We start from the raw sequence: 23,510 nt of genomic DNA on the forward strand, positions 1-23,510 counted from the left end.
AATATATATTTCTTCTTTTTTTAAAAAATAAAATATCATATCTCAATAACTTCCCAAATCTGTTTGCTTTCTTTAATATAATCATAATCAATAAAATCATCATTCATTGTTTTGGTTACACCATTGAAATAGGAAATGGGAACGCTTACACCTAGAGAACCGAATTTTGAGATTTTACCTTCTAAATAGACTTTTTTTAACTGTTCTAAATCAATTTGAAGCTTAATGCCTAAATCAGAATCTGTTAGATAAGTAGCTCTCCAAAAATCCTTTACCGTTACAGTATCTTTTAGTTTAACTCTTACAAGTGTATGTGCCATAAAGAATCCACCTCCGGTACCTTTATATAAATTATTTACTATTACAATATACTGAAATAGAAATACATTCAAGGGGATTAATCTATTTATACCATAATTTTCAATATTATATTAGGTTTTAAGGAAAAAATAATGTATAATAATGTAAAGGATTGTAATATAATGTAATAAAGTGGGAATTTATAACGGGGGTCGCTTATTAGATGGAAAATATAAAAAAATACAATATATCTTTCAATGGAGAATTTACAGAAAAAAACTTAGAAAAAGAATTTTTCCTTTATGATATGAATCGTTATATAAAAGTAATTGGCCCAATTGTTCTTATTTTTGGGATAATATATATGTTGTTTATTATTTCTGATTTCTTGGATATACAAAAACACAATGCCTTTTTAGAGATATTTATTATAAGGTTGATCTTTTTAATTGTTTCATTTATTTTTTGTTTTTCTATTAAAAAAGCAAAAAATCAAATACATATAGTATATTGGATTACAGGGTATGAAATGTTTGCTATTATGGGATTTTTATTAATATTATTATTTTATGAAACATTAACCTATTTGGTTTTTTTTAGCGTTATGTCTATGATTTTAGCAATCTATATAATTCCCAACAAACTCTTCTATTCACAAATACTCTCAATCTGCCTTAGTCTATGTTTTTTTGTTTTTATCATTAGAAATATAGAAGGAATGGAAATTTCAATAGGTTTAAATATGGTTGCTTATACGTGTATTGTACTTATATATTGTAATATAGGCGCATATTTAACAAATTCTTATAAAAGAAAACAGTATGTAGATAGTAAGGAACTTTTCAGAATATCAATAACAGATCCATTAACAGGTATATACAACAGAGGAAAATTTAACAAAGAACTATATGAGTTAATTAATAACTGTAAAAGAAGTGGAACGCCACTATCTCTTGCCATGTTTGATATTGATAATTTTAAAAGAGTTAATGATACCTACGGGCATCTTATGGGAGATTGTATCCTAAAGGGCATAACATCTACAGTACAAAAGGGAATTAGAGAGATAGATATTTTTGCTAGATGGGGTGGAGAAGAATTTGTAATACTTCTTCCTAATACCAATATTGAGCAAGCTTATGAAATAGTTGAAAAAACAAGAGTTTGTATTCAACAGAATGTATATAGTAATATTGAAAATATCACATGTAGTTTTGGTGTAGTAGAACTTAGAGACGACGATGATGAAGATTCCTTGATTAAAAGAGTTGACAAGCTTCTATATGATGCGAAAGCATCAGGTAAAAATATCGTTGTAAGTGATGTGAATTTTAACAATAGAAACAATAATAGAGTTTATTTCCTGTAATATATGAAAGTGTTGTCCAGGGAATTAGAAATGTGGACTTAAAACTAATTGAAATGACAAATATTATTTTTGAGCTCTGCTTTTACAGTAACTATCAAGTTGTTATCTTCGTCACAATAACAAGTTTAAAACACATCTATAAACAGATGTCCTATTAAAATATCTTATAATGTATTAATTGACTTTATTTTATTATAAACAGACAAACATTGATTCTCTAGCTTATTCTTTACGATCTTGTGTTGAAAAATACTTAATAAACCACACCATATAAAAAAAGAAATAAGAAGTAAAAATGGCACAAGTAAAAAATAAGAATTCATTGAAATAACGCTATTAAGATTGTAAGCATCACGTACTATAATAAAGGGCAATGCAAATATAACTGCTACAATATTTCCAAAGAATACATAAAATGAGTAAGTGTTAAGTTGTTTCCTCAGTACGGGTAATTCTTCATTGAATTCTTGTAGCAAGTCATTATTATTAAGGGTTAAGTGGCTTAAATTTATATGAATGACTTGTAAAATCACACTTGACAAAGCAAAAACTAAAAAAACACCAAAACCTATAATAGGTCTATGAGTCGAATAGGCAATTGTAAATAAAGAGATTAAACCAAGGAGTACAAGTGCTAAAGCAATAGCTGACATATTTTTAAACTTTGTACGGGTAGTATCAAAGAGTCTTTTAGTTTGTTTTTCTGTTTTTGAATTCTTGTTCGCAGTATTAAGATTATCTTTGGAGATACGTCCCCCATTTATTATTTCATCAGATGTTACATCAAACATTTCTGCAATAACTGGAATTAAAGTGATATCAGGATAACTTTCATTACGCTCCCATTTACTCACTGTTTTGTTAGAAACCAGTAAACGGTCTGCAACCTCTTGTTGTGTCATTCCATTTGCTTTCCTTAATGACGCAATAAAACTACCTATACTTCTCATTTTCATAAATATCTCCCTCATAAAAAATATAATCATAGATGTAATTTAATTCTACAGTATAGAGAGAAAGTTCACAACCTACTTATCTGAGAATTTATCTACGAATCAGAGAATGCCAGGGAAAAAAGGTATCTGGGGACTATAAACTAGATGCCTTTTTTACTGCTTTTTCAGTGCCTGCTTCACAAGCAAGTTCGTAATATTCAATCTTATGGTTAATTTTTTCAAGATGTTTATTTAATGCTTCTATTTGTTTATTAACCTGTTCTTTTTGCAGCTTAAAGAGTTCCAAACGGTTTTGTAATGTTGAATCTCCTTCAGAACACCAGTCGATGAATTGTTTGATATCTTTTATTTGCATGCCTGTGTTTTTAAGGCAGCTAATTAGAGACAACCATTCAAAGTCACTTTCTTTAAAAATACGGATACCAGAAGCCGATCGTTCTATAAAAGGGAGTAATCCTTCTTTATCATAATATCTAAGGGTATGAGGGGTTAAGCCTGTTCTTTCTGATACTTGTGCAATTGTGTATTTCATTGGATTCATCCTTTCTGTAGTGAAAAATAAATTATTGGGAGTTAACATCTTATTTATAATAATACTTAAAGTTAACTCTAAGTCAAGTGTGAAAGTTAACCTTTGGTCTTGACTTAGAGTCGACTCGAAGGGGTATAATTTTTAGGTAGAATATAATTTCAACACTTAAAGGAGGAGAATTATATGAAATCATTAATAGATACTTACGAATTACACAATGGTGTTAAAATTCCTTGTGTAGGTTTTGGAACTTGGCAAGCCACTGATGGGGAAGAAGCAACAACTTCTGTTAGAGAAGCCATAAAGGCTGGTTATAGACATATTGATACGGCTGCTGCATATGGTAACGAAGAAAGTATTGGTATAGCCGTTAAAGAAAGTGGTTTAAAAAGAGAAGATATATTTATAACAAGCAAATTACAAAATCCAGCCCATGGTTATGAAGCCACTATGTCAGCTTTTGAAGAATCCATGAAAAAATTAGATATGGATTACTTAGATTTGTATCTCATTCATTGGCCTAATCCTATAAAATTCAGAGATTGTTGGGAAGAAGCCAATGCTGGTACTTGGAAAGCTTTTGAAGAATTGTATGAGGCAGGTAGAATCAAAGCAATTGGTGTAAGTAATTTTATGCCACATCATATAGATGAACTATTAAAAACAGCCAAAATTGTTCCAATGGTTAATCAGATTAGACTTTGTCCAGGAGAAACTCAACCAATTGTAGCGGCGTATTGTGAAAAACACAATATTTTATTAGAGGCCTATAGTCCACTTGGAACGGGTAGAATTTTTGAAGTGGAAGAAATGAAAGGGCTTGCAGAAAAATACAACAAATCCGTTGCACAAATTTGTATTCGTTGGTGTTTAGAAATGGGATATTTACCATTGCCAAAATCAGTACACCCAACAAGAATTAAAGAAAACACTGAAGTTTTTGATTTTGAATTGTCAAAAGAAGATATAGAATTGATTGCAAATTTAAAAGAATGTTGCGGACCTACAAGAGATCCAGATACAACAAATTTTTAGAGGCAATGTTGAGTAAAGAGCATTTAGTGTAAAAGCTAAATGCTTTTCCTATATAAAGAGAAGTATTATAAACGCTGTAATAAACATAAAATATAGTAATTGAAGAATAACGAAGGAGGCATTAAGGGTGAAAGATAGAAAACCCTTAACTTCTGAAAAAAGTGATTATAAATTTAAATTAAAAAGTTTTGTATCCTTTGATACCATTATGTTTTTAATTGTTGTATTAATTTTTATTAGTGCGTTAATATTTATAAGCAAATCCATTAATGAACGTAAAGGTCTTGTAAATGAACAAAGTATGGTTATAGATGTCGTGACAAAATTTGGGGAAAACCTTAAAAACGTACCTTTATTAGCACCTAAAGAGATTGTAGAAGAAAGTATAAAAGAAAGTTATAGCAATTATGTGTCTCAAGAACTTTTAGAAAAATGGTTAAAAGACCTACTTAAAGCACCAGGAAGAATAGCCTCTAGTCCTTGGCCAGACAGTATAGAAGTTATTTCTGTTGATAAAATATCTAATGATACATATAAAGTAAATGGTAGAATCATAGAAAAAACAAGTACGGGTGTGGTCAATGATGGCTATGCCAGTAAAAGACCTATTTTGTTTATAGTTAAAAGAATAGATGGTAAATGGGTCATTAATGATGTGTTATAAAAAAATTTAAAAACCCTGTTGACATTAACGTTGCGTAAAGGTGTATAGTAAGAGTGTCAGGAGGGATTACAAATGGAGTACACAGTAAACAAATTGGCTAAGTTAGCAGGAATTAGCACCAGAACATTACGATATTATGATGAAGTAGGAATTCTTAAGCCGGCAAGAATTAACTCGTCAGGATATCGCATATATGGTAGGGAAGAAGTTGATCAATTACAGCAAATTCTATTCTTTAGAGCATTAGATGTAAGCATAGATAGAATTAAAGATATGATGACATCTCCTTCTTATAATAGAATAGAGACTTTAAAAGATCATCATAACAAACTCCTTATAAAACGTAATCACTTAGACAAATTAATTGAAAATGTTGAAAAAACAATTGAAAGTGATGAAAGGAGTATGGTTATGTCAGATAAAGAAAAGTTTGAAGGTTTCAAACAAAAGATGATAGAGGATAATGAGAAAAAATATGGTAAAGAAATAAGAGAACAGTATGGTGAAGATGCTCTTAAGGCATCAAATAAGCAATTCAAAAATATGTCACAAGAACAATATGCTGAATTTGAAGCTTTAGGAGAAAAAATATTAATACAACTGGAAAAAGCATTCCAAGAAGGGGACCCAACTAGTGAGTTGGCTAGGGAAGTGGCTGATTTACACAAACAATGGCTAACCTTTGCTTGGGGCAGTTATTCAAAAGAAGCCCACGCCAATATTGGTAGAATGTATGTTGAGGATGAAAGATTTACAGCATTCTATGACAAAAAACAACCAGGTCTAGCAGCATTTTTATGTGACGCTATATCAGTTTATACTTAATAATATATAAAAAATGTGTGATCTAATTTAGGTCACACATTTTTTTCTTAAGCCCCAATTTCAAAGATTTTATCTGCATTTTCAATAGTGGACAACCGATGAGCTATGATGATGGTTGTTCTATCTTTACTATATGTTTCAACAGCTTCTTTAATAAGGCGTTCTGATTCAGAGTCTAGAGCAGAGGTTGCTTCATCTAGTAGAAGAATCGGAGCGTTTTTTAATATTGCTCTTGCAATGGCAATGCGTTGGCATTGTCCTCCTGATAGTCGGATACCTTTTTCACCAACAACTGTATCGTAGCCATTGGATTGCTCTAATATAAATTGGTGTGCATTAGCAGCTTTTGCTGCCTCAAACACTTCTTCATCAGAGGCATTTAACCTGCCATATCTGATATTTTCCATTATGGTTTCGTTATATATATAGGCATCTTGAGGCACATAAGCAATCAAGTCTCTTAATTCATTTAAAGTCATTTGACCAATGCTTTTTTCACCAACGACAATGGTACCTTCCTTAGGTGGATAAAAGCCAAGTAACAGCTTAGCAATAGAACTTTTCCCGCTGCCGCTTTCTCCAACCAATGCGACGGTTTCACCTTTTTTTATCGTCAGATTAAGTTTATTAAGGATAAGGTCTTGATCATAAGCGAAAGAAACGTCTTTAAATTGAATGTATTCTGGACTTTCAAATGTGTTCATACCATATGAATCAGGTTCTTCTTCTTGATCTAAAAATTCATAAACCCTATTGGTAGCAGCTAAGGCATTATAAAAATGTGGAAAGTACTCTCCAAACTGTCTAAAATTATAATCCAGTGCACTTTGAAGACTCATTATAGCAAGAATATTACCGTAAGTTGTTAGGCTCTTCGTAACCATAATACTTCCTATAAATAGAAATACGATAAGATTTATCATAGAGATAAGAAAATTATAACTGGTTAACAAAGCAGATAACTTTGAACGTTTTAGGGTAAGAGCACTAGTAGCATCATTATTTATATTGAAATTTTTAACCATTTGATTTCCTATACCAAAGATGCGAATCATAGACATACCACTAATAATATTACTAAATGAAACAGTCATGTAACCAATTTCTTTTTGAATATGGCTTGTTAAAGCTTTTAACTTTCTAGAGAACAAACCATTCATACCAAGAGATAAAATATTTAATGTTAAGATAATAGAAGTAATTCGCCAATCAAGAAGCATCATAGGTATAATATAAATCAAAGCAGTTATAATGGAAGCAATGGTTCTTCTAAAATGACGCATAAAAATAACAGCCATTACAGTTACATCATTTAAAAATATAGAAATTAATTGACCGCTATGATTTTTTTCGAAATAGGATAGGGGCAGCGTGCCATATTTTTTATAAGCTGCTTTTTTAGCATTCCCAAAACCGTATTTGGCAGTGCCATTAAACATAAACTGAAAAATAGGTAGTAAGAGTAGTATAACAAGTATATATATAACCAACATACCAATCATTTTATAAATTGTGCCCATACTTTCTGGTGCACCAATATCTAATAGTCTTTTTAATAAATAGGATTCCACAAGAGCGGAGCTACTAAAACCTATGGTCATGCCAATAATGCCAATAGAGTACCATATAAGATGACCTTCTAAAAAGACCATTGTGTTTTTAAAGTCTTAATATAATTTTCTCATTAAGAAACCTCCCCTACTTGGTTGCTATAGAGCTTACTATAAATACCATTTTCTATAATAAGATTTTTATGGTCACCTTTTTCTACCACTTCCCCCTGATCAAGTACAATGATTTCATCAGCATTGATGATGGTTGAAAGTCTATGTGCGATTACAATAACTGTTTTATCTTTTCCATAGATGTCTAGAGATTTTTGAATGAGGTTTTCAGAGTCTACATCAAGAGCAGAGGTCATTTCATCTAAAAGGAGTATAGGCGCATTTTTAAGGAAAGCCCTTGCAATTGCGACTCTTTGTTTTTGACCTCCAGAAAGATTAGAGCCCCATTCAGCAAGAACGGTTTGATAGCCTTCAGGCAAATTCATTATAAAATCATGAGCATAGGCCAACTTAGCAGCTTCAATAATATCATTCATTGTAGCAGAAGGGTTGCCATACCCAATATTAGCAGCAACAGTATCTGGAAAAAGATGAGTATCTTGAGAAACCAATGCTATGTTTGATCGTGCCATTTCTATGTCCCAATAACTTAGAGATTTACCATATAGTTTTACCTCGCCTGCATTAGGAAGGTAATAACCTGTAATCAATTTAAATAGGGTGCTTTTACCACACCCGCTTGGTCCTACTAGGGCAGTTCTTTTTCCGGTTTTTATACTAAAAGAAATATTATTTAATAGAGGGAAGTCACTTGTGTATCCAAAAGAAACATTGTCAAATTCAATAGCGGTTTCATTTGGGCCAAAGACCTCATTACCAAATTTTTCTTCTTCATAATTCAATATTTCCAATAATCGGTTAGCAGATACTGAAGCTTCTTTAAGATTCGTTACAAAAGTTGGCAAGTCGGATAAAGGGTTAGAAATATACCTTAAAAGGAGTACAAAGGCAATAAATTCACCACTGGTTATGGTACCTCTATAGGCATTAATAAAGCCAATAACAATACAGATAAAGGTAGGTAATGCTTTAATCATATATTCAAAAGGTGCTAAAATGGCTATTATTTTTTCATATTTCACGTAATGAACCGTTGCTTCGTCCATGTTTTCATTGAATTTTTTCTTTCTTGCTTCTTTTAGATTGTAAGCTCTTTCTATATTAGCCCCTAGAATAGAATCTTTGGCTATTGAGGTTACATCATCCATTTTATCAGCGAAATTAGTAATGTTTTTTGTAATTGGATCCACAACAATTTTCACAAATATTAAAGTAATAGGAACGGAAATGGCGCATATAAGGGTCATTGAAAAATTAACGGTAAGTAAATACAAAAATGAAACAGTAAAAACAATGATGCTGGATAAAAACTCTACAAATGTACTAGACAAATGATATTGTAAAGTATCGACATCATAGCTTAACTTGTTGTTTAACTTTCCTGAGTGTTCATTTTCATAATAGCTATATTGCATTTTAGGTAATTTACTTACAAGAGTATGACGAAGTTTTCTTACTAAGTTAATGGAAAATTTAGAGCGACTATAAACATATATGTAACTAATGAATACACCAAAAACTGTTACCAAAATAAGTTGGAAAAATACAAGCCACATCCCATTTTCTAATATACCATAATCAACTACATTTCTTGCAAAGTCTCCAATAAAAACATTCACTAGAGATAGAAGGATCGTAGTAGCAATTTGAAAAACGAATAAATATTTATAGTCTGCAAGTGCAAATATATCTTTTAAACCAGTGTTTTTTTTCATTTAATACCTCCGTTTAAGCATATAAAATAAATAAAAAATGTGCCTTTCATAATTATCTAGGGCGGATGGGTTTAGAAGTTTTTTTACATCTAAATAAGCACGACAAAATACCTGTCGTGCCAAAAATCTTACTTTATAAGTTTCTAGAGCATTCTGTAAGGTAGTTTTAACAAATCATTAATCTTTGTGGTCAAACAATTTGAAAAGTCGCAATATTAATAAATTTAAAGTATCATACAAGCTTTTCTTTGTCAATGAGATTTGAAATTGTAAATAAACTATTGTATACTATAAATATGCTTAAATCGACTAGTTCCATACATACTTTTGACATATTAGGCAATCCTATTACTTAGTGAAAATTAATAAAGGAGCGATTATATGGAAAATGCAATGTTTTGTTATCAGTGTGAACAAACTATGGGTGGAAAAGGCTGTACAAAGAGCGGTGTTTGTGGTAAAACACCAGAAATATCTAATCTACAAGATTTGTTAATTTATCAATTAAAGGGGATTGCTTGTTATGCAAAGCCACTAATTGAAGACGATCAACTTATTGACAAGGAAATTGTTAAATTTGTTGAAAATGCATTATTTACCACATTAACAAATGTTAATTTTGATGCCCAAGTACATGTAGAACTCTTAAGAGAATCTCAAAAAATCAAAGAATCTCTAAGAGATCGAGCACCAGAAGGCAATTATCCAGATCCAGCTACTTATAATTTAAGTGAAACCAAAGAAAAAATGTTAGATGATGCTGTTAAAGCAGGGATTATGTATGATGAAAGTTTAGATGCAGATATTCGCTCTTTAAGAATGACTGTTCTATACGGTATAAAGGGTATAAGTGCATATGGTCATCAAGCAAGATTCTTAGATTATCATAGTGATCAATTGGATAATTTTTATTTCTTAGGATTAGAAGCTACAACAAATGATGATCTAACCCTTGAAGATTTAATACGTATGACAATGCGAACTGGAGAAATGAGCGTGGAGGTAATGAAGGTCTTAGATGATGCTAATACAGAGACATTTAAACATCCTTCACCACACAAAGTGAATGTTAATAAAGTGAAAGGACCTTTTGTTGTCATTTCTGGACATGATTTAAAAGACTTAGAAATGCTTCTTGAACAATCTGAAGGAAAAGGGGTTAACATATATACCCATGGAGAAATGTTGCCAGCTCATGGATATCCTTCCCTTAAAAAATACAAACATTTAGTAGGTAACTTCGGGTCTGCTTGGCAGAATCAACAAAAAGAATTTGACGAAATCCCAGGTTGTATTTTAATGACAACAAACTGTCTAATGAAACCTAGAGAGACATACAAAGATAGAATTTACACAACCAATGTTGTAGGTTGGGATGGTATTAAAAATGTACCATTAAAAGAAGATGGTACGAAAGATTTTAGTGAAATTATAAATAAAGCCATTGAGCTTGGTGGATATAAAGAGGACGAAGAAGTAAAAGAAATATTAGTAGGGTTTGGGCATCATAGTACATTATCTCACGCTGAAACCATTGTAAATGCAGTGAAAAACGGCGAAATTAGACATTTCTTTGTCATTGGTGGATGCGATGGGGCTAGACCTGGTAGAAATTATTATACAGAGTTTGCAGAAAAGGTACCTAAAGACTGTGTGATCCTTACATTAGCCTGTGGTAAATATAGATTTAACAAAATGGAATTTGGTACAGTAGCAGGTTTACCAAGATTACTAGACATAGGACAATGTAACGATGCTTATTCAGCTGTTAGAATAGCAACGGCTCTTGCAGATGCCTTTGAAACAGATGTGAATTCCCTACCACTGACAATAGTGTTGTCTTGGTATGAACAAAAAGCTGTAGCTGACTTATTAGCCTTATTATCTCTTGGCATAAAAGATATGTACCTTGGACCAAGTTTACCAGCTTTTATATCACCTAATGTATTGCAATATTTAGTAGATACTTTTAATATTAAACCAATAAGTACTGCAGATGAAGATTTGAAAAGTTCACTTCAACAAGCCAATTAGTTAGAATGTGATAAATTAATGCCTTCAACGAAGCTTGTGTCTCTTACGCAGCAAGAGGCATAGGCTGAGTTAATATAGTAAACAAAAAAATCTCTTAGATGTTATGTCTGAGAGATTTTTTTTGTTATAATATTACATAATAGTGTAACCTTTCATCAATGGATACGTTTATATATTGAATAAAGAAAAAGGAGGTAATAATGGACCCAGATATATTAGAAACATTATATATAAAGTACTACAAAACAGCATATATCTATACTTTTTCTTTATCTAAAAACAAAGAAGTGACTGAAGATATTGTCAGTGAAGCTTTTGTAAAAGCCTTTATTACCTTAGATGATGATAAAAAGTACTTTAAGTATTGGTTGCTTGTTGTATGTAAAAACTTATGGATTGACTTTATTAGAAAGAATAAAAAAATAATGGATACCAACTTGGATGAATCATTTATAAAAGACAATGAGAATGTAATAGAAAAGGTTATTGATCAAGAAAAAAATCTAATTGTTTATAAAGCTATTATGACATTACAAAAGAACTATCAAGAAATATTAATATTATTTTATTATGGCAACATCCCACTTATAGACATTGCTGAAATAATGAACCTATCAAGGGGTAATGCCAAAACAATGATTTCTAGAGCAAGAGGAAAACTTAAAATGGTTTTAGAGGAGAGTGGCTATGAATTTTAAAGTTTTATTTGAGAAATACAAAAACAATACAGCGTCAGAAGAAGAAAGAAAAATAGTAGAAGAAGAAATAGAAAAATTAAAGGTATTAAACGAATATATGGATGAAAGTTTTGATTTGGATTATGAAATAGATATAAAAACCAATATAGATCAAAATAATAAAGGTGAATTATATAAAATTAGAAAAAGTGTTAAAAGAAGAAACAGAATAATCATCTTAAGTTCTGTTAGTATAGTATTGATCATAATGGTTGTTTTTCACTCTGTTATTGCACCGATGCTTAATAAATTATATTATAATCCCGATCAAAAAACCTATAGTATGACCAATGATTTATCAATAATACTAGATAGTCATGTGGGGTTGCATTATCCTAATGGATCTCTCGTAACAGTATTAGCAAATAATACAGGGATTGGCAAATATTCTATTACCATCTCAAAAAATAATACTTTTGAAGGAAAAACAGAATATTATTATGGTGATATTAACAAAGGAAAACTAGACATAGAATCTGCCTTTTGGAGAAGGGGCGCTATAGTGAATTTCTTTGTTAATGCAACATATCCTCCTTATTATATGAGAGAAGATGAAATGGAAAATGTCATCAAAAGACTTGAAAATGCTCCACCATATACTCTCATTGAAGCCTATATTTCTTTTGAAGAACTTTTATCTATGAATGAGTTGGCTGAAATAATGAATGTGCATAAGAATATCCACTGGATTGGGATAAGAAATTCAGGAGAGTATAAACAAGTATATCCTTTAATTGGTATATCCAATAAAGGTGGATTTATATATGAAGAACTTAATGAGTTATATCCTCACTTTAACACAGCTTTAATTGCGAGTAAAGATCAAATAACTGGTGATATTTTAGAACAAAATTTTAGATCATCTTTGCAATTTCAAATCAATCACAGTGCTACATTAGAAACATTATCCAGCAATTTTCCAACAAAGGCGTATTATGAAAACACCTTAGTTTATATTAATGAAAATGGTATTAAAACCTATGGTGTAGTTGTCCAAGGAACGCCTGATACTATATTAGAATTAACTCAATTGGACGGCATTAGTGGCATACGAATTAGTAATTCTAAATTTTATTTGCCTTATTATAATTAAATATAGAAAAAAACTTTTTGACATTCCAAAACATCAGTTAAAAAAATTACGTCATATACTTGTAATTTATTGCTAAAAAGTAGTAAAATAGACTTTGTATAAATAAATACGAGAACGTTGAATTATTTTACAATTTATGATATAAAGTTATTAGAACATAAGGAGGAATCAAAAATGGTTTGGGAATTCTTATTTGCTTCAACTGCAGCAGTATTAGGTGTTATTGCAGGGTCAAATTTTAAAAAAAGAAAAATAGCAAAAAATAAATAAGGTATGTAAATTAATTAGTTATATAAACGAGTGACTAGTGATTAGTAATTAGAATGTTGTAATTACTAGTCACTAGTCATTAGAATGAGTTAAAATATTATTATATATAGCTTTTAGGAGGAAAACACTTGAAAACGTACGGATTAAATGAATTAAGAAAAATGTATTTAGAGTTTTTTGAAAGCAAAAACCATCTTAAGATGAACAGCTTTCCTCTGGTACCTCAAAATGATAAAAGTTTGTTATTAATAAATGCAGGTATGGCGCCATTAAAGCCTTACTTTACAGGTCAAGAAACACCACCAAGAAATAGAGTGACAACTTGTCAAAAATGTATTAGAACTGGTGATATTGAAAATGTAGGGAAGACGGCTAGACATGGTACTTTCTTTGAAATGTTAGGGAATTTTTCTTTTGGTGATTATTTTAAAGAAGAAGCTATTGAATGGGCTTGGGAGTTTGTTACTAAAGTAATGGAAATTCCTGAAGAAAGACTTTATGTTTCTGTATATGAAGAAGACGATGAAGCAGAAGAAATTTGGAACAAAAAAATTGGTGTTGATTTAAGTCGTATCTTTAGAATGGGTAAAGCGGACAACTTCTGGGAATTAGGAGTAGGACCTTGTGGCCCTTGTTCAGAGATCTATTATGATCGTGGAGAAAAATTCAGTTGTGGTAGTGAAAACTGTACAGTTGGGTGTGACTGTGATAGATATATAGAATTCTGGAATCTGGTATTTACTCAATTTGAAAAAGATGAAGCAGGGAATTATCATCTTTTAGAAAATCCAAACATTGATACAGGAATGGGATTAGAGCGTTTAGCGGTTATGATGCAAGACGTGGATTCTATTTTTGATGTGGATACAATTAAAGCTCTTAGAGATGCTGTTTGTAAAAAAGCAAATGTTGAATATATGAAAGATTACAAAAAAGATGTCTCTATTAGACTTATAACAGATCATATTCGTTCAGTAACCTTTATGGCTTCTGATGGGATATTACCGTCTAATGAAGGTCGTGGTTATGTACTTAGAAGACTTTTAAGACGTGCTGCTAGACATGGCAAGTTATTAGGTATACAAGGTAAATTCCTTGCAGACTTAAGTAAGATTGTAATAGAAGTATCAAAAGATGCTTACCCAGAGTTAGATGAAAAAAGAGATTATTTATATAAAATCATTACAATAGAAGAAGATAGATTCAATGAAACAATTGACCAAGGATTAACCATTTTAAAAGGGTATATTGATGAATTAAAAGAATCTAAAGGAACTGTATTATCTGGTGAAAATGCTTTTAAACTATATGATACATATGGCTTCCCTCTTGACTTAACAATGGAGATTCTTGAAGAGGAAGATCTAGAAGTAGATCAAGACGCATTTAATAGTGCTATGAATGAGCAACGTGAAAGAGCCCGTAGTGCAAGAGAAGAGTCTAATTACATGGGTTCAGATGAAAATGTGTACAACAAATTAGATGCCTCAATGTCAACAACTTTTGTCGGCTATACAAATACGGATTACACTTCAAAAATTCTTGTATTAGCAACTGACAGCGACATTGTAACTGAATTGACATCAGGAGATAAAGGGACTATTTTTGTTGAAGAAACACCATTTTATGCAACAAGTGGCGGTCAGTTAAATGATAAAGGGATTATTCAAACGGATTCTGGGAAATTTATTGTAGAAGATGTTAAAAAAGTAATGGGGAATAAGTTTGCTCATATTGGTACAGTAGAATCAGGCATCTTTAAAACAGGTGAAACAGTTAATTTAGCAATTAACAAAGAAGATAGAGAAGCAACTGCAAAGAATCATAGTGCTACCCATATTTTACACAAAGTTTTAAGAGAAGTATTAGGTTCACATGTTGAACAAGCAGGTTCCCTTGTGTCCTCGGATAGATTAAGATTTGACTTTGCTCATTTTTCAGCTTTAACACCTGAAGAATTAAGTTTAGTAGAAGAAAAAGTAAATGGTATAATTAATGAAAGTCTAGAAATTAAAACAGAAGTTACTTCGATTGAAGAAGCAAAAAATAAAGGTGCAATGGCTTTATTTGGTGAAAAATATGGTGATGAAGTAAGAGTTGTTTCTATGGGAGATTATAGTATTGAGCTATGTGGTGGAACACATATTGATAACACCAACGCCATAAGCACTTTTAAAATCGTTTCTGAGGCTGGTATAGCAGCAGGGGTTAGAAGAATCGAAGCGTTAACGTCAAGTAATGCTATTGACTATTATAAAGCACAAGAAAAACTAATTAGTGATATTTCTAAATTATTAAAAACAGATGCTAATCAACTTCTTAGAAAAGCTGAGAGCATTCTAGAGGACCTTAAAAGTCTTCAACAAGAAAATGAGAAATTAAAAAGCAAATTGGCTCAAGGTGCTGTAGGTGATATATTAAATGAAGTTGTAGAAGTTAATGGTGTAAAATTATTAGCATCAAAAATAGATAATTTAGAAATGAATGATTTAAGAAACCTTGGAGATCAATTAAAACAAAAAATAGATTCGGGTGTTATTGTATTGGCATCTAGTAGCGATGATAAAGTAAGCTTGGTTGCTATGGTAACAGATGATGTTGTTAAATTAGGAGCACATGCAGGTAATATCATTAAAGCTACCGCTACAATTGTAGGTGGTGGCGGCGGTGGCCGTCCAAATATGGCACAAGCTGGTGGAAAAAATCCAGAAAAAATTGAAGAAGCATTATTAATGGTTAAAGAAGTCTTATTAGGTCAGCTGTCTAAATAAGGAGATGCCAATGAAAAAAAGCATTGTTTTATTAGGGATTATTTTAATCTTAAGTGGTTGTTCCAACAAAACGGATAGTATTCAAACAATACAATTAACAAATACAACGACGCCTCAATCCATTGTTTTTAATAAAGATGTGGAAGAAGAGGATTTAAGTTTTGACAGAATTCCTGACTCTGAATTAATAAAAGAAGTTACTATTTCTGCTGTTGGTGATATTATGGTTCACCAATGGCAGATTACTAGAGCTTATAATGAAAAAACCGATGAATTTGATTTCTCTGATGCATTCAAACATATTGCACCATACCTTCAAAGAGCTGATTTAACGGTGGGTAATTTGGAGACTACTTTTGGTGGAAAAGACAATGGGATAAGAATGGCTAATTCATTTTATTTTAGAGGGTATACAGGGTATCCTTGTTTTAATACCCCCGAAATCCTTGCCTATAATCTTAAAGATGCTGGTTTTGATTTATTATCTACAGCCAACAACCATTCTTTAGACAGTAGAGCAATTGGTGTCATTAACACATTGGACTTTTTAGATGATGCGGGGTTAGAGTATGTAGGAACCCATAGAAATCAAGAAGAAAAAGAAACAATAAAAATCAAAGAAATTAATGATATAACCTTTGGTTTTGGTGCATACACATATGGCACCAATGGTTTAGTTGTTCCAGCAGATAGGCCATATCTTGTTAATACCCTAGATATGTACAATCCAGTAAAAATAGCACAAATGATAGAAGATATAAAAGTTATGAGTCCTCTTGTTGATTTTGTTGTTGTATTTATTCATTTTGGTAATGAGTATTTTGATCACCCTAATGACCATCAAAGAAGAATTGTGGATCAACTTTTTGAAGCTGGTGCTGATGTTATACTAGGAAGTCATCCACATGTCCTTCAACCCATTGAAATAAGACAAATTAAAGATGGTGAAGAGGAAAGAACAGGTGTTGTGATATATTCACTAGGGAATTTTATATCTTCACAAAGATATAGTACCAATCGTCCAAAAGATACAGACATAGGTATGATTTTTGATATTCATTTTGAAAAAATATATAATGATAAGCCCACTATTAGTGGTATATCCATAATACCTACAATGACCCACTGGAATAGTGAAGCAGTGTCTGTAATACCTGTAAATGAAGTATATGAAAATCTCGATGCAACAGATATAAAACTTAGCAATTTTGAAAGAGAACGGTTAAAATATTCTTATACCAATAGCTTTAAACATTTAATAAGTTACTTAAATGATATAACCTATCATTATGAGGATTACATTTATACGATAAACATAAATGAATAAGATTGGATATTATTAACAAAAATTTTTGTGTAAATAATACCAATAAATATAGGTGTAAGTTTAAATTCAATATATGATACAATAATTTACCAATAAATAGATATTAAATTATTGTATTCTGTACAGTATATTTTTTAAACAGGGTATAATTTTTCATTATTTTTGTTAAAAATAAGTTGACGAATTTTAAATTTATGCTATAATCAACTATAGTGCTTATAAGTATTACCCAATAGTTGTATTAGCACAATAAGCAACTGGAGGGAGGTAGGAGTGGGCTATGTCTAACGTAACTATAAAAGATAATGAGTCTCTCGACAACGCTCTTAGAAGATTTAAACGCAACTGTGCAAAAGCAGGAATTCTTCAAGAGGTACGTAAAAGAGAACATTATGAAAAGCCAAGTGTAAAACGCAAAAAGAAATCCGAAGCTGCTAGAAAACGTAAGTTTAAATAATTTAGTAGAAAAGGATGATTTTATGTCTTTAAAAGACACGTTAATGCAAGACTTGAAAGTAGCTATGAAAGAAAAAGATATAGTTAAGAAGAATACAATTCAGTTGGTTAGAAGCGCTATCCTTCAAATTGAAAAGGATAATCATACGGAGTTAGATGATTCTGCTATTATTGAAGTAATTGCTAGTCAAGTCAAAAAAAGAAAATCAAGTTTAACAGAATTTGAAAAATCTGATCGTAATGATCTGATCGAAGAATTAAATAAAGAAATTGAAATACTAATGGATTATTTGCCTAAACAATTAACAGATGAAGAGCTTGAACAAGTTATTTCACAAGTTATTGCTGAAGTAGACGCTACGTCAATGAAGGACATGGGTAAAGTGATGTCAGCTGTTTCTGAACAAATTGCAGGAAAAGCTGATAATCAAAGAGTTAGTACAATTGTTAAACAAAAATTAAGTTCTTAGCTTTTGCTAAGAGCTTTTTTACTTTATAAGAAAGTTCTCTTTCCTATAAAGTAAAAAAGTTGATTAAAAGCGCGGCATTTTTCTAACAAAGTTAGAAAAAGCTTGATGCGCAAGAACAAAAGTGACTTCAGATAAGATGTTAATAAGTGTTTTAAAGAGTGACGAAGTCACTTTGTTACATGCTAGAAAATTATTAATTTCCTAGCATATTAAAATATTGATTCCCAAAGGGCAAAACAGTTCTACCATATGTTTTGTTCTTTTTTTTATCTTATTTTTCAATGTTTTTATAGTCTTCTTTGTCACATAAATACGTTCTAGTTGAATATAATAAAACATAGAATTATAGGGGTGATATATATGAAGAAAAAATTAAGAAGTGAGGAACACTCTATTAAAAAAAATCTTACTCAAGCGTTGAATCTACCCCAGGATGTAACATTAGGGGCTTCCTTAGTGACAATTACAGGGAAAAATGAAGTTTTTATAGAGAATTATAAAGGTATTATAGAATATGATACTGATTACATAAAGCTAAGTACAAAACAAGGAATAATAGAACTTAGAGGAAAAAGATTTCTTATTAATTACTTAACAGACGATGAAATGAAAATAACGGGTAGAATTAGTAACATTAATTTTATGTAACAAGGTTATAACTATAATCGTTTCTTTTATTTGAACAAATTAAAGTTTTTAGATTAAAGAAAGAGGGGGATTAAGCTGATAAAATTGATGAAATTTATAAGAGGTTATTTATTAGTTCAAGTATCAGGTTTTTCGCCAGAAAGGTTTTTAAATCTATGTGCTAATAAAGGCATTCTAGTATGGAATCTTCAAAAAAATAAAGGTGGATACATATTTAATATTAGTGTTTCAGGTTATAGGTTATTAAAACCTTTTGTAAAGAAGACAGGAACTAAAATTAAAATTCTAGACAAAATAGGACTGCCTTTCTTTTTCTATAAGTACAGAAAGAGAAAGCTGTTTTTTTTAGGCATTGGCATTTTTGCTTCTTTTTTATACATATTATCACTTTTTATTTGGAAAATAGAAATTGTAGGAAATTATAGTTATACAAAGGAAATGCTAACAAAATACTTATCCACCAATTCTTATTCTGTTGGTATGTGGAAGAATAATGTCATAGGAAGCGAAATTGAACAAAAAATGATGATGGATTTTCAAGATATAGCTTGGGTATCTGTTGAAGTCAAAGGAACGAGAATGATACTTAATATGCAAGAAACATTAGAACGCCATCAGTTTGTTTCTGAGGATTTACCTGCAGATATCGTTGCTGACAAAGAAGGTATTATTACTTCTATTGTCACAAGAAGAGGTATGCCACAGGTAGTTCAAGGTGATGTAGTAAAAGAAGGCGATATATTAGTATCAGGCGATATTTTAATAAAAATGGAAGAAGTTTTACGTGATGTTGAATTTACGCATTCTGATGCAGATATTTATGCAAAAACCATTTACGATTACAATAAAGTCTTATCATTAGATTATAGAGAAAAAGTATTTACTGGAAAAGTATCTAAAGGATATGCTTTTAGTTTATTTAATAACAAAGTAACCATGTATCACCCAAAAATAAAATTTGATAAATACGATAAAATTGTAAAAAATGATACAGTAAGAATAGGAAAAGACTTTTATTTACCCTTTGATAGGGTAACAATGGAATACAGAGAATATTATTATGAAGATCGACAATACTCAGTAGAAGAAGCTACTGAAATATTAAAAAGTAAATTACAAAAATTTATTAAGGAATTAGAAGAAAAGGGGGTTCAAATATTAGAAAATAATGTTAAAATAGTAGAAGAGAATAATACAGTAGAATCTACTGGAAGAATTATAGTAATAGAAAGAATAGGCGTAGATGCACCAATAAATACAATAGAGCGGAGGCTAAAATACGAAGATGAAATTATTCGAGAAGACGATACAAATACCCAATGAACATATCATTAATATATTTGGTCAATTCGATACCCATATTAAGAAGATAGAAAAAATATTAAATGTAACCATTGTGGATAGAGAAGAAAACGTTAAAATCATGGGTGACCAGGACAATGTAGATAAAGCCTATAGAGTATTAGAACAACTCCTAGTTTTGTCTGTTAAAAATACCAGTATTAATGAACAAAATGTTAATTATCTACTGGCTTTATTAACAGAAAATGAAGAAACAAAATTAGCAGAAGTTCATGACGATTTAATTTGTGTTACAATAAATGGAAAACAAATTAGGCCTAAGACCCTTGGTCAAAAACACTATGTAGATCTTATTAGAAAAAATATGATTGTTTTTGGTATAGGTCCAGCAGGGACGGGTAAGACTTTCTTAGCTATGGCCATGGCAATTACAGCTTTTAAAAATAATGAAGTCAATAGAATTATTTTAACAAGACCAGCAATTGAAGCCGGTGAAAGATTAGGATTCCTTCCTGGAGATTTACAAAGTAAGATTGATCCGTATCTAAGACCATTATATGACGCATTGTATCAGATTATGGGTGCTGAAACCTATTTGAAAAACATTGAAAAAGGTTTAATCGAAGTTGCACCATTAGCCTATATGAGAGGTAGAACATTAGATAATGCATTTATCGTTCTTGATGAAGCACAAAATACAACACCTGCTCAAATGAAAATGTTCTTAACACGTATTGGTTTTGGTTCAAAGGCAGTAATAACAGGAGATATAACTCAAAAAGATTTACCTTATGGTGCTAAATCAGGCCTAGAAGAAGCTATAAAGGTATTAAATAATGTTGAAGGTATTGGTATCTCTAATCTAACCAATAAAGATGTAGTTAGACATCCATTAGTTCAAAGAATTGTAACAGCATATGAAAAATATGAAAGCAATAATAAACCAAAAGAAGAAAAAAGGTCTACAAATAATTCCGAACTAAAAAGACCTGATAGAAAAAAATGGAAGAGATAGTTTAATCTTGCTAAGGAGAGGGTATAGATGATTAAAAGACAAAGGATAAAAAATCTAGGTTTATTACAATGTGCTTTAGCTTTTATTACTATATGTTCAACAGTGGGGGCTGTTTTAACATATGTGTTTACTGAAGGGTATTATCCAGATACATTAATTGGTATAACAGGTACCATTATACTTCTTTTAATGGGCCTTTGTTTTTATATTTTTACTCAAAAAAAAGAGATAGTTGATCATAAAAACACCCTGTTTTTATTGTTTTTTATTTACCACGTTATTCTGGTTGCTTTTATACTTACAAGTAAATTATCTTTTTACTTATTACCCATTGCAATTGCTGGGATGCTAATTGCGTTACTATTAGATACTCAGTTAGCAATAATAGTCAATGGTATATTAGCTATATTGGCAAGTTTATTAAGTCTTGAGTTTAATTGGCATATTTTAATTTTTTACTTAGTATCAGGGACTATGGCAAGTTTATTGATTCATCATACCAAATTAAGACGAAATATTGTATGGATTGCAATAACATTAATGGCTACAAATGGTTTCCTTGTTGTTTTCATTAAACTAATTGTTGGTGAAACACCTATAGGGATAGATATATTGTACGCTCTTTTGAACGCAGCTTTTTCAATAATTTTGACTGTTGGAAGTTTACCACTTTGGGAGGCGTTATTTGAAGTAGTAACGCCTTTGAAATTATTAGAACTAAGTAACTCAGATCAAAAATTAATTAAAAGATTATTAATTGAAGCACCTGGAACTTTTCATCATTGTCAGTTGGTTGCGAACCTTGCAGAAACAGCATCAACGGATATTGGTGGAGATTATTTGTTAGCAAGAGCTGGTGCATTATATCATGATATTGGCAAGTTAAAGAATCCTCATATGTTTAAAGAAAATCAAAGTGGAGAAAATCCACATGATACCTTAGAACCTGATGAGAGTGCAAGAGTTATTATTGATCATGTTGCCTATGGCATTAAATTGGCCAATGATTATAAGCTGCCTAAAAGTATTATCAGTATAATAGAACAGCATCAAGGGACAACCTTAGTAAAATATTTTTATCACAAGGCAAAAGAAAATAATGCTACAGAGATTGTTGAAGAAAAAGAATATACTTATAAAGGGCCAACACCCCAATCTAATGAAGCTGCAATTGTAATGTTAGCAGATTCTGTTGAAGCTGCTGTGAGGTGCATACCACAAAAAGAAAAATCATTACAAAATATTGAGATAACTATTAAAAAAATAATAAAAATGAAACTAGAAGAAGGTCAATTAGAAAATTCAGATCTTAAAATTAAAGAATTAAATTCTATTTCAGATGCATTTTTGAAAGTTTATAAAGGCATGTATCATGAACGTATAGATTATCCAAAAGAAGCGTAGAGGTGACTTATGACAATATATATTGAAAAAGAAACAGAAGACACATTAAACTTTGATTACGAAGAAATAATCAATAAAGTAGTTATTCAATCATTACAAAGTGAAAATTTTAAACATGACATAGAGGTAAATGTCATCTTAACAAATAATGAAGAAATACAATGTTTGAATAAACAATATAGAGGTAAAGATGCCCCAACAGATGTTTTGTCTTTTCCAATAATAGATGATAGTGAAATTGGCGATATAAAAACATTAGATGAACATATTCCAGTCCATTTTAATATGGAAACAAAGGAATTATTACTTGGTGATATGATTATTTCTATAGAAAAATTAAAGGAACAAGCACAAGAGTATGGTCATTCAGAAGAAAGAGAATTGGCTTTTCTTGTAGCCCATAGTATGTTACATTTATTTGGGTACGATCATATTGAACCAGAAGAAGAAGAGATAATGAAGTCAAAGCAAAATGAAATATTGGATAAAGTAGGTTATTCTAGATGAAAAATCGTACTCTATTAGATTCTTTTAAGAATGCAATAAATGGATTTGTATATTGTTTAAACAATGAAAAAAATTTTAAGATGCATCTTAAAATCTTTGCAATATCAATTTTCTTTGCTTTTTTTCTTGGTTTTAATGTGACAGAAATAGCCATTGTATTATTAATAAGTACAATAGTTATTGCTTTAGAGATGATTAATACTTCAATAGAAAAACTAGTTGATTTAGTAGTGGATAATAAGATACATCCTCTTGCAAAAATCATTAAAGATATTTCTGCAGGGGCTGTTTTTATATCAGCAATTTCCTCTCTTATCATTGCGGGCTTTCTTTATATTCCAAAGTTTTTAATTATACTAAAGTCTTTTAAATAATATTTTTACTAATGTTAAGGG

At 30.7% G+C, this 23,510-nt stretch carries 22 protein-coding genes; 17 read left to right on the plus strand and 5 right to left on the minus strand.

The window, feature by feature from the left end; translation table 11 throughout:
* Positions 1-35: 35 nt before the first annotated feature.
* Positions 36-320: a hypothetical protein gene (locus EDC18_RS01630; protein WP_132249597.1), complete on the minus strand. Its 285-nt coding sequence runs from the start codon at positions 318-320 to the stop codon at positions 36-38.
* A gap of 203 nt (positions 321-523) precedes the next feature.
* Here EDC18_RS01630 and EDC18_RS01635 point away from each other — a divergent pair, with 203 nt between their 5' ends.
* Complete coding sequence (locus tag EDC18_RS01635) at positions 524-1,669, plus strand: GGDEF domain-containing protein (protein ID WP_132249599.1); 1,146 nt, start codon at positions 524-526, stop codon at positions 1,667-1,669.
* Between the two features lie 164 nt (positions 1,670-1,833).
* Here EDC18_RS01635 and EDC18_RS01640 read toward each other — a convergent pair whose 3' ends face one another.
* Both EDC18_RS01640 and EDC18_RS01645 read right to left on the minus strand, forming a co-directional pair.
* On the minus strand, positions 1,834-2,625 hold the full coding sequence (locus EDC18_RS01640) for a helix-turn-helix domain-containing protein (RefSeq protein ID WP_165878421.1): 792 nt from the start codon (positions 2,623-2,625) through the stop codon (positions 1,834-1,836).
* Between the two features lie 133 nt (positions 2,626-2,758).
* Positions 2,759-3,157 carry a MerR family transcriptional regulator gene (locus tag EDC18_RS01645; protein ID WP_132249603.1) on the minus strand — a complete coding sequence of 133 codons (399 nt, stop codon included), beginning with the start codon at positions 3,155-3,157 and terminating at the stop codon, positions 2,759-2,761.
* A 183-nt stretch (positions 3,158-3,340) separates the two neighbouring features.
* Here EDC18_RS01645 and EDC18_RS01650 point away from each other — a divergent pair, with 183 nt between their 5' ends.
* The 3 genes from EDC18_RS01650 to EDC18_RS01660 all read left to right on the plus strand — a co-directional run bounded on the left by EDC18_RS01650 (position 3,341) and on the right by EDC18_RS01660 (position 5,681).
* Positions 3,341-4,192 carry an aldo/keto reductase gene (locus EDC18_RS01650; RefSeq protein WP_132249605.1) on the plus strand — a complete coding sequence of 284 codons (852 nt, stop codon included), beginning with the start codon at positions 3,341-3,343 and terminating at the stop codon, positions 4,190-4,192.
* 127 nt (positions 4,193-4,319) lie between these two features.
* A complete protein-coding gene (locus tag EDC18_RS01655) occupies positions 4,320-4,856 on the plus strand; it encodes a hypothetical protein (protein WP_132249607.1) in 537 nt (178 codons plus the stop codon).
* A gap of 72 nt (positions 4,857-4,928) precedes the next feature.
* Positions 4,929-5,681 carry a MerR family transcriptional regulator gene (locus tag EDC18_RS01660; RefSeq protein ID WP_132249609.1) on the plus strand — a complete coding sequence of 251 codons (753 nt, stop codon included), beginning with the start codon at positions 4,929-4,931 and terminating at the stop codon, positions 5,679-5,681.
* Between the two features lie 47 nt (positions 5,682-5,728).
* Here EDC18_RS01660 and EDC18_RS01665 read toward each other — a convergent pair whose 3' ends face one another.
* Positions 5,729-7,333 carry an ABC transporter ATP-binding protein gene (locus tag EDC18_RS01665; RefSeq protein ID WP_132249611.1) on the minus strand — a complete coding sequence of 535 codons (1,605 nt, stop codon included), beginning with the start codon at positions 7,331-7,333 and terminating at the stop codon, positions 5,729-5,731.
* A 32-nt stretch (positions 7,334-7,365) separates the two neighbouring features.
* Complete coding sequence (locus EDC18_RS01670; protein WP_132249613.1) at positions 7,366-9,081, minus strand: ABC transporter ATP-binding protein; 1,716 nt, start codon at positions 9,079-9,081, stop codon at positions 7,366-7,368.
* A gap of 381 nt (positions 9,082-9,462) precedes the next feature.
* Here EDC18_RS01670 and hcp point away from each other — a divergent pair, with 381 nt between their 5' ends.
* From hcp to EDC18_RS01735, 13 genes are all read left to right on the plus strand, one after another.
* The gene (gene hcp / locus EDC18_RS01675) at positions 9,463-11,115 is read left to right on the plus strand and encodes a hydroxylamine reductase (protein ID WP_132249615.1); all 1,653 of its coding nucleotides are present in this window, start codon (positions 9,463-9,465) and stop codon (positions 11,113-11,115) included.
* Positions 11,116-11,315: 200 nt separating this feature from the next.
* Entirely contained in the window at positions 11,316-11,813 is a 498-nt protein-coding gene (locus tag EDC18_RS01680) for an RNA polymerase sigma factor (RefSeq protein WP_132249617.1), read from the plus strand.
* Entirely contained in the window at positions 11,803-12,945 is a 1,143-nt protein-coding gene (locus EDC18_RS01685) for an anti sigma factor C-terminal domain-containing protein (protein WP_132249619.1), read from the plus strand. The genes EDC18_RS01680 and EDC18_RS01685 overlap by 11 nt, the downstream gene beginning before the upstream one ends.
* 398 nt (positions 12,946-13,343) lie before the next feature.
* Complete coding sequence (alaS, locus tag EDC18_RS01690; protein WP_132249621.1) at positions 13,344-15,986, plus strand: alanine--tRNA ligase; 2,643 nt, start codon at positions 13,344-13,346, stop codon at positions 15,984-15,986.
* A 10-nt stretch (positions 15,987-15,996) separates the two neighbouring features.
* The gene (locus tag EDC18_RS01695) at positions 15,997-17,313 is read left to right on the plus strand and encodes a CapA family protein (protein WP_165878422.1); all 1,317 of its coding nucleotides are present in this window, start codon (positions 15,997-15,999) and stop codon (positions 17,311-17,313) included.
* Between the two features lie 280 nt (positions 17,314-17,593).
* Entirely contained in the window at positions 17,594-17,770 is a 177-nt protein-coding gene (rpsU, locus tag EDC18_RS01700; protein WP_132249625.1) for a 30S ribosomal protein S21, read from the plus strand.
* 22 nt (positions 17,771-17,792) lie between these two features.
* Positions 17,793-18,239, plus strand: coding sequence for a GatB/YqeY domain-containing protein (locus EDC18_RS01705; protein ID WP_132249627.1), 447 nt, complete (start codon positions 17,793-17,795; stop codon positions 18,237-18,239).
* A 360-nt stretch (positions 18,240-18,599) separates the two neighbouring features.
* The gene (locus tag EDC18_RS01710; RefSeq protein ID WP_132249629.1) at positions 18,600-18,887 is read left to right on the plus strand and encodes a YabP/YqfC family sporulation protein; all 288 of its coding nucleotides are present in this window, start codon (positions 18,600-18,602) and stop codon (positions 18,885-18,887) included.
* A gap of 87 nt (positions 18,888-18,974) precedes the next feature.
* Positions 18,975-20,210: a sporulation protein YqfD gene (gene yqfD, locus EDC18_RS01715; RefSeq protein ID WP_132249631.1), complete on the plus strand. Its 1,236-nt coding sequence runs from the start codon at positions 18,975-18,977 to the stop codon at positions 20,208-20,210.
* On the plus strand, positions 20,173-21,204 hold the full coding sequence (locus EDC18_RS01720) for a PhoH family protein (protein ID WP_132249633.1): 1,032 nt from the start codon (positions 20,173-20,175) through the stop codon (positions 21,202-21,204). Before yqfD ends, EDC18_RS01720 begins: the two co-directional genes overlap by 38 nt.
* Positions 21,205-21,231: 27 nt before the next feature.
* Positions 21,232-22,608, plus strand: a complete 1,377-nt coding sequence (locus tag EDC18_RS01725) for an HD family phosphohydrolase (RefSeq protein WP_132249635.1) — start codon at positions 21,232-21,234, stop codon at positions 22,606-22,608.
* 9 nt (positions 22,609-22,617) lie between these two features.
* The gene (ybeY, locus tag EDC18_RS01730) at positions 22,618-23,115 is read left to right on the plus strand and encodes an rRNA maturation RNase YbeY (protein WP_132249637.1); all 498 of its coding nucleotides are present in this window, start codon (positions 22,618-22,620) and stop codon (positions 23,113-23,115) included.
* Positions 23,112-23,489 carry a diacylglycerol kinase gene (locus tag EDC18_RS01735; RefSeq protein ID WP_132249639.1) on the plus strand — a complete coding sequence of 126 codons (378 nt, stop codon included), beginning with the start codon at positions 23,112-23,114 and terminating at the stop codon, positions 23,487-23,489. The genes ybeY and EDC18_RS01735 overlap by 4 nt, the downstream gene beginning before the upstream one ends.
* Positions 23,490-23,510 lie beyond the last annotated feature (21 nt).

Origin of the sequence: Natranaerovirga pectinivora (assembly GCF_004342165.1) — a bacterium.
Classification (GTDB): domain Bacteria; phylum Bacillota; class Clostridia; order Lachnospirales; family DSM-24629; genus Natranaerovirga; species Natranaerovirga pectinivora.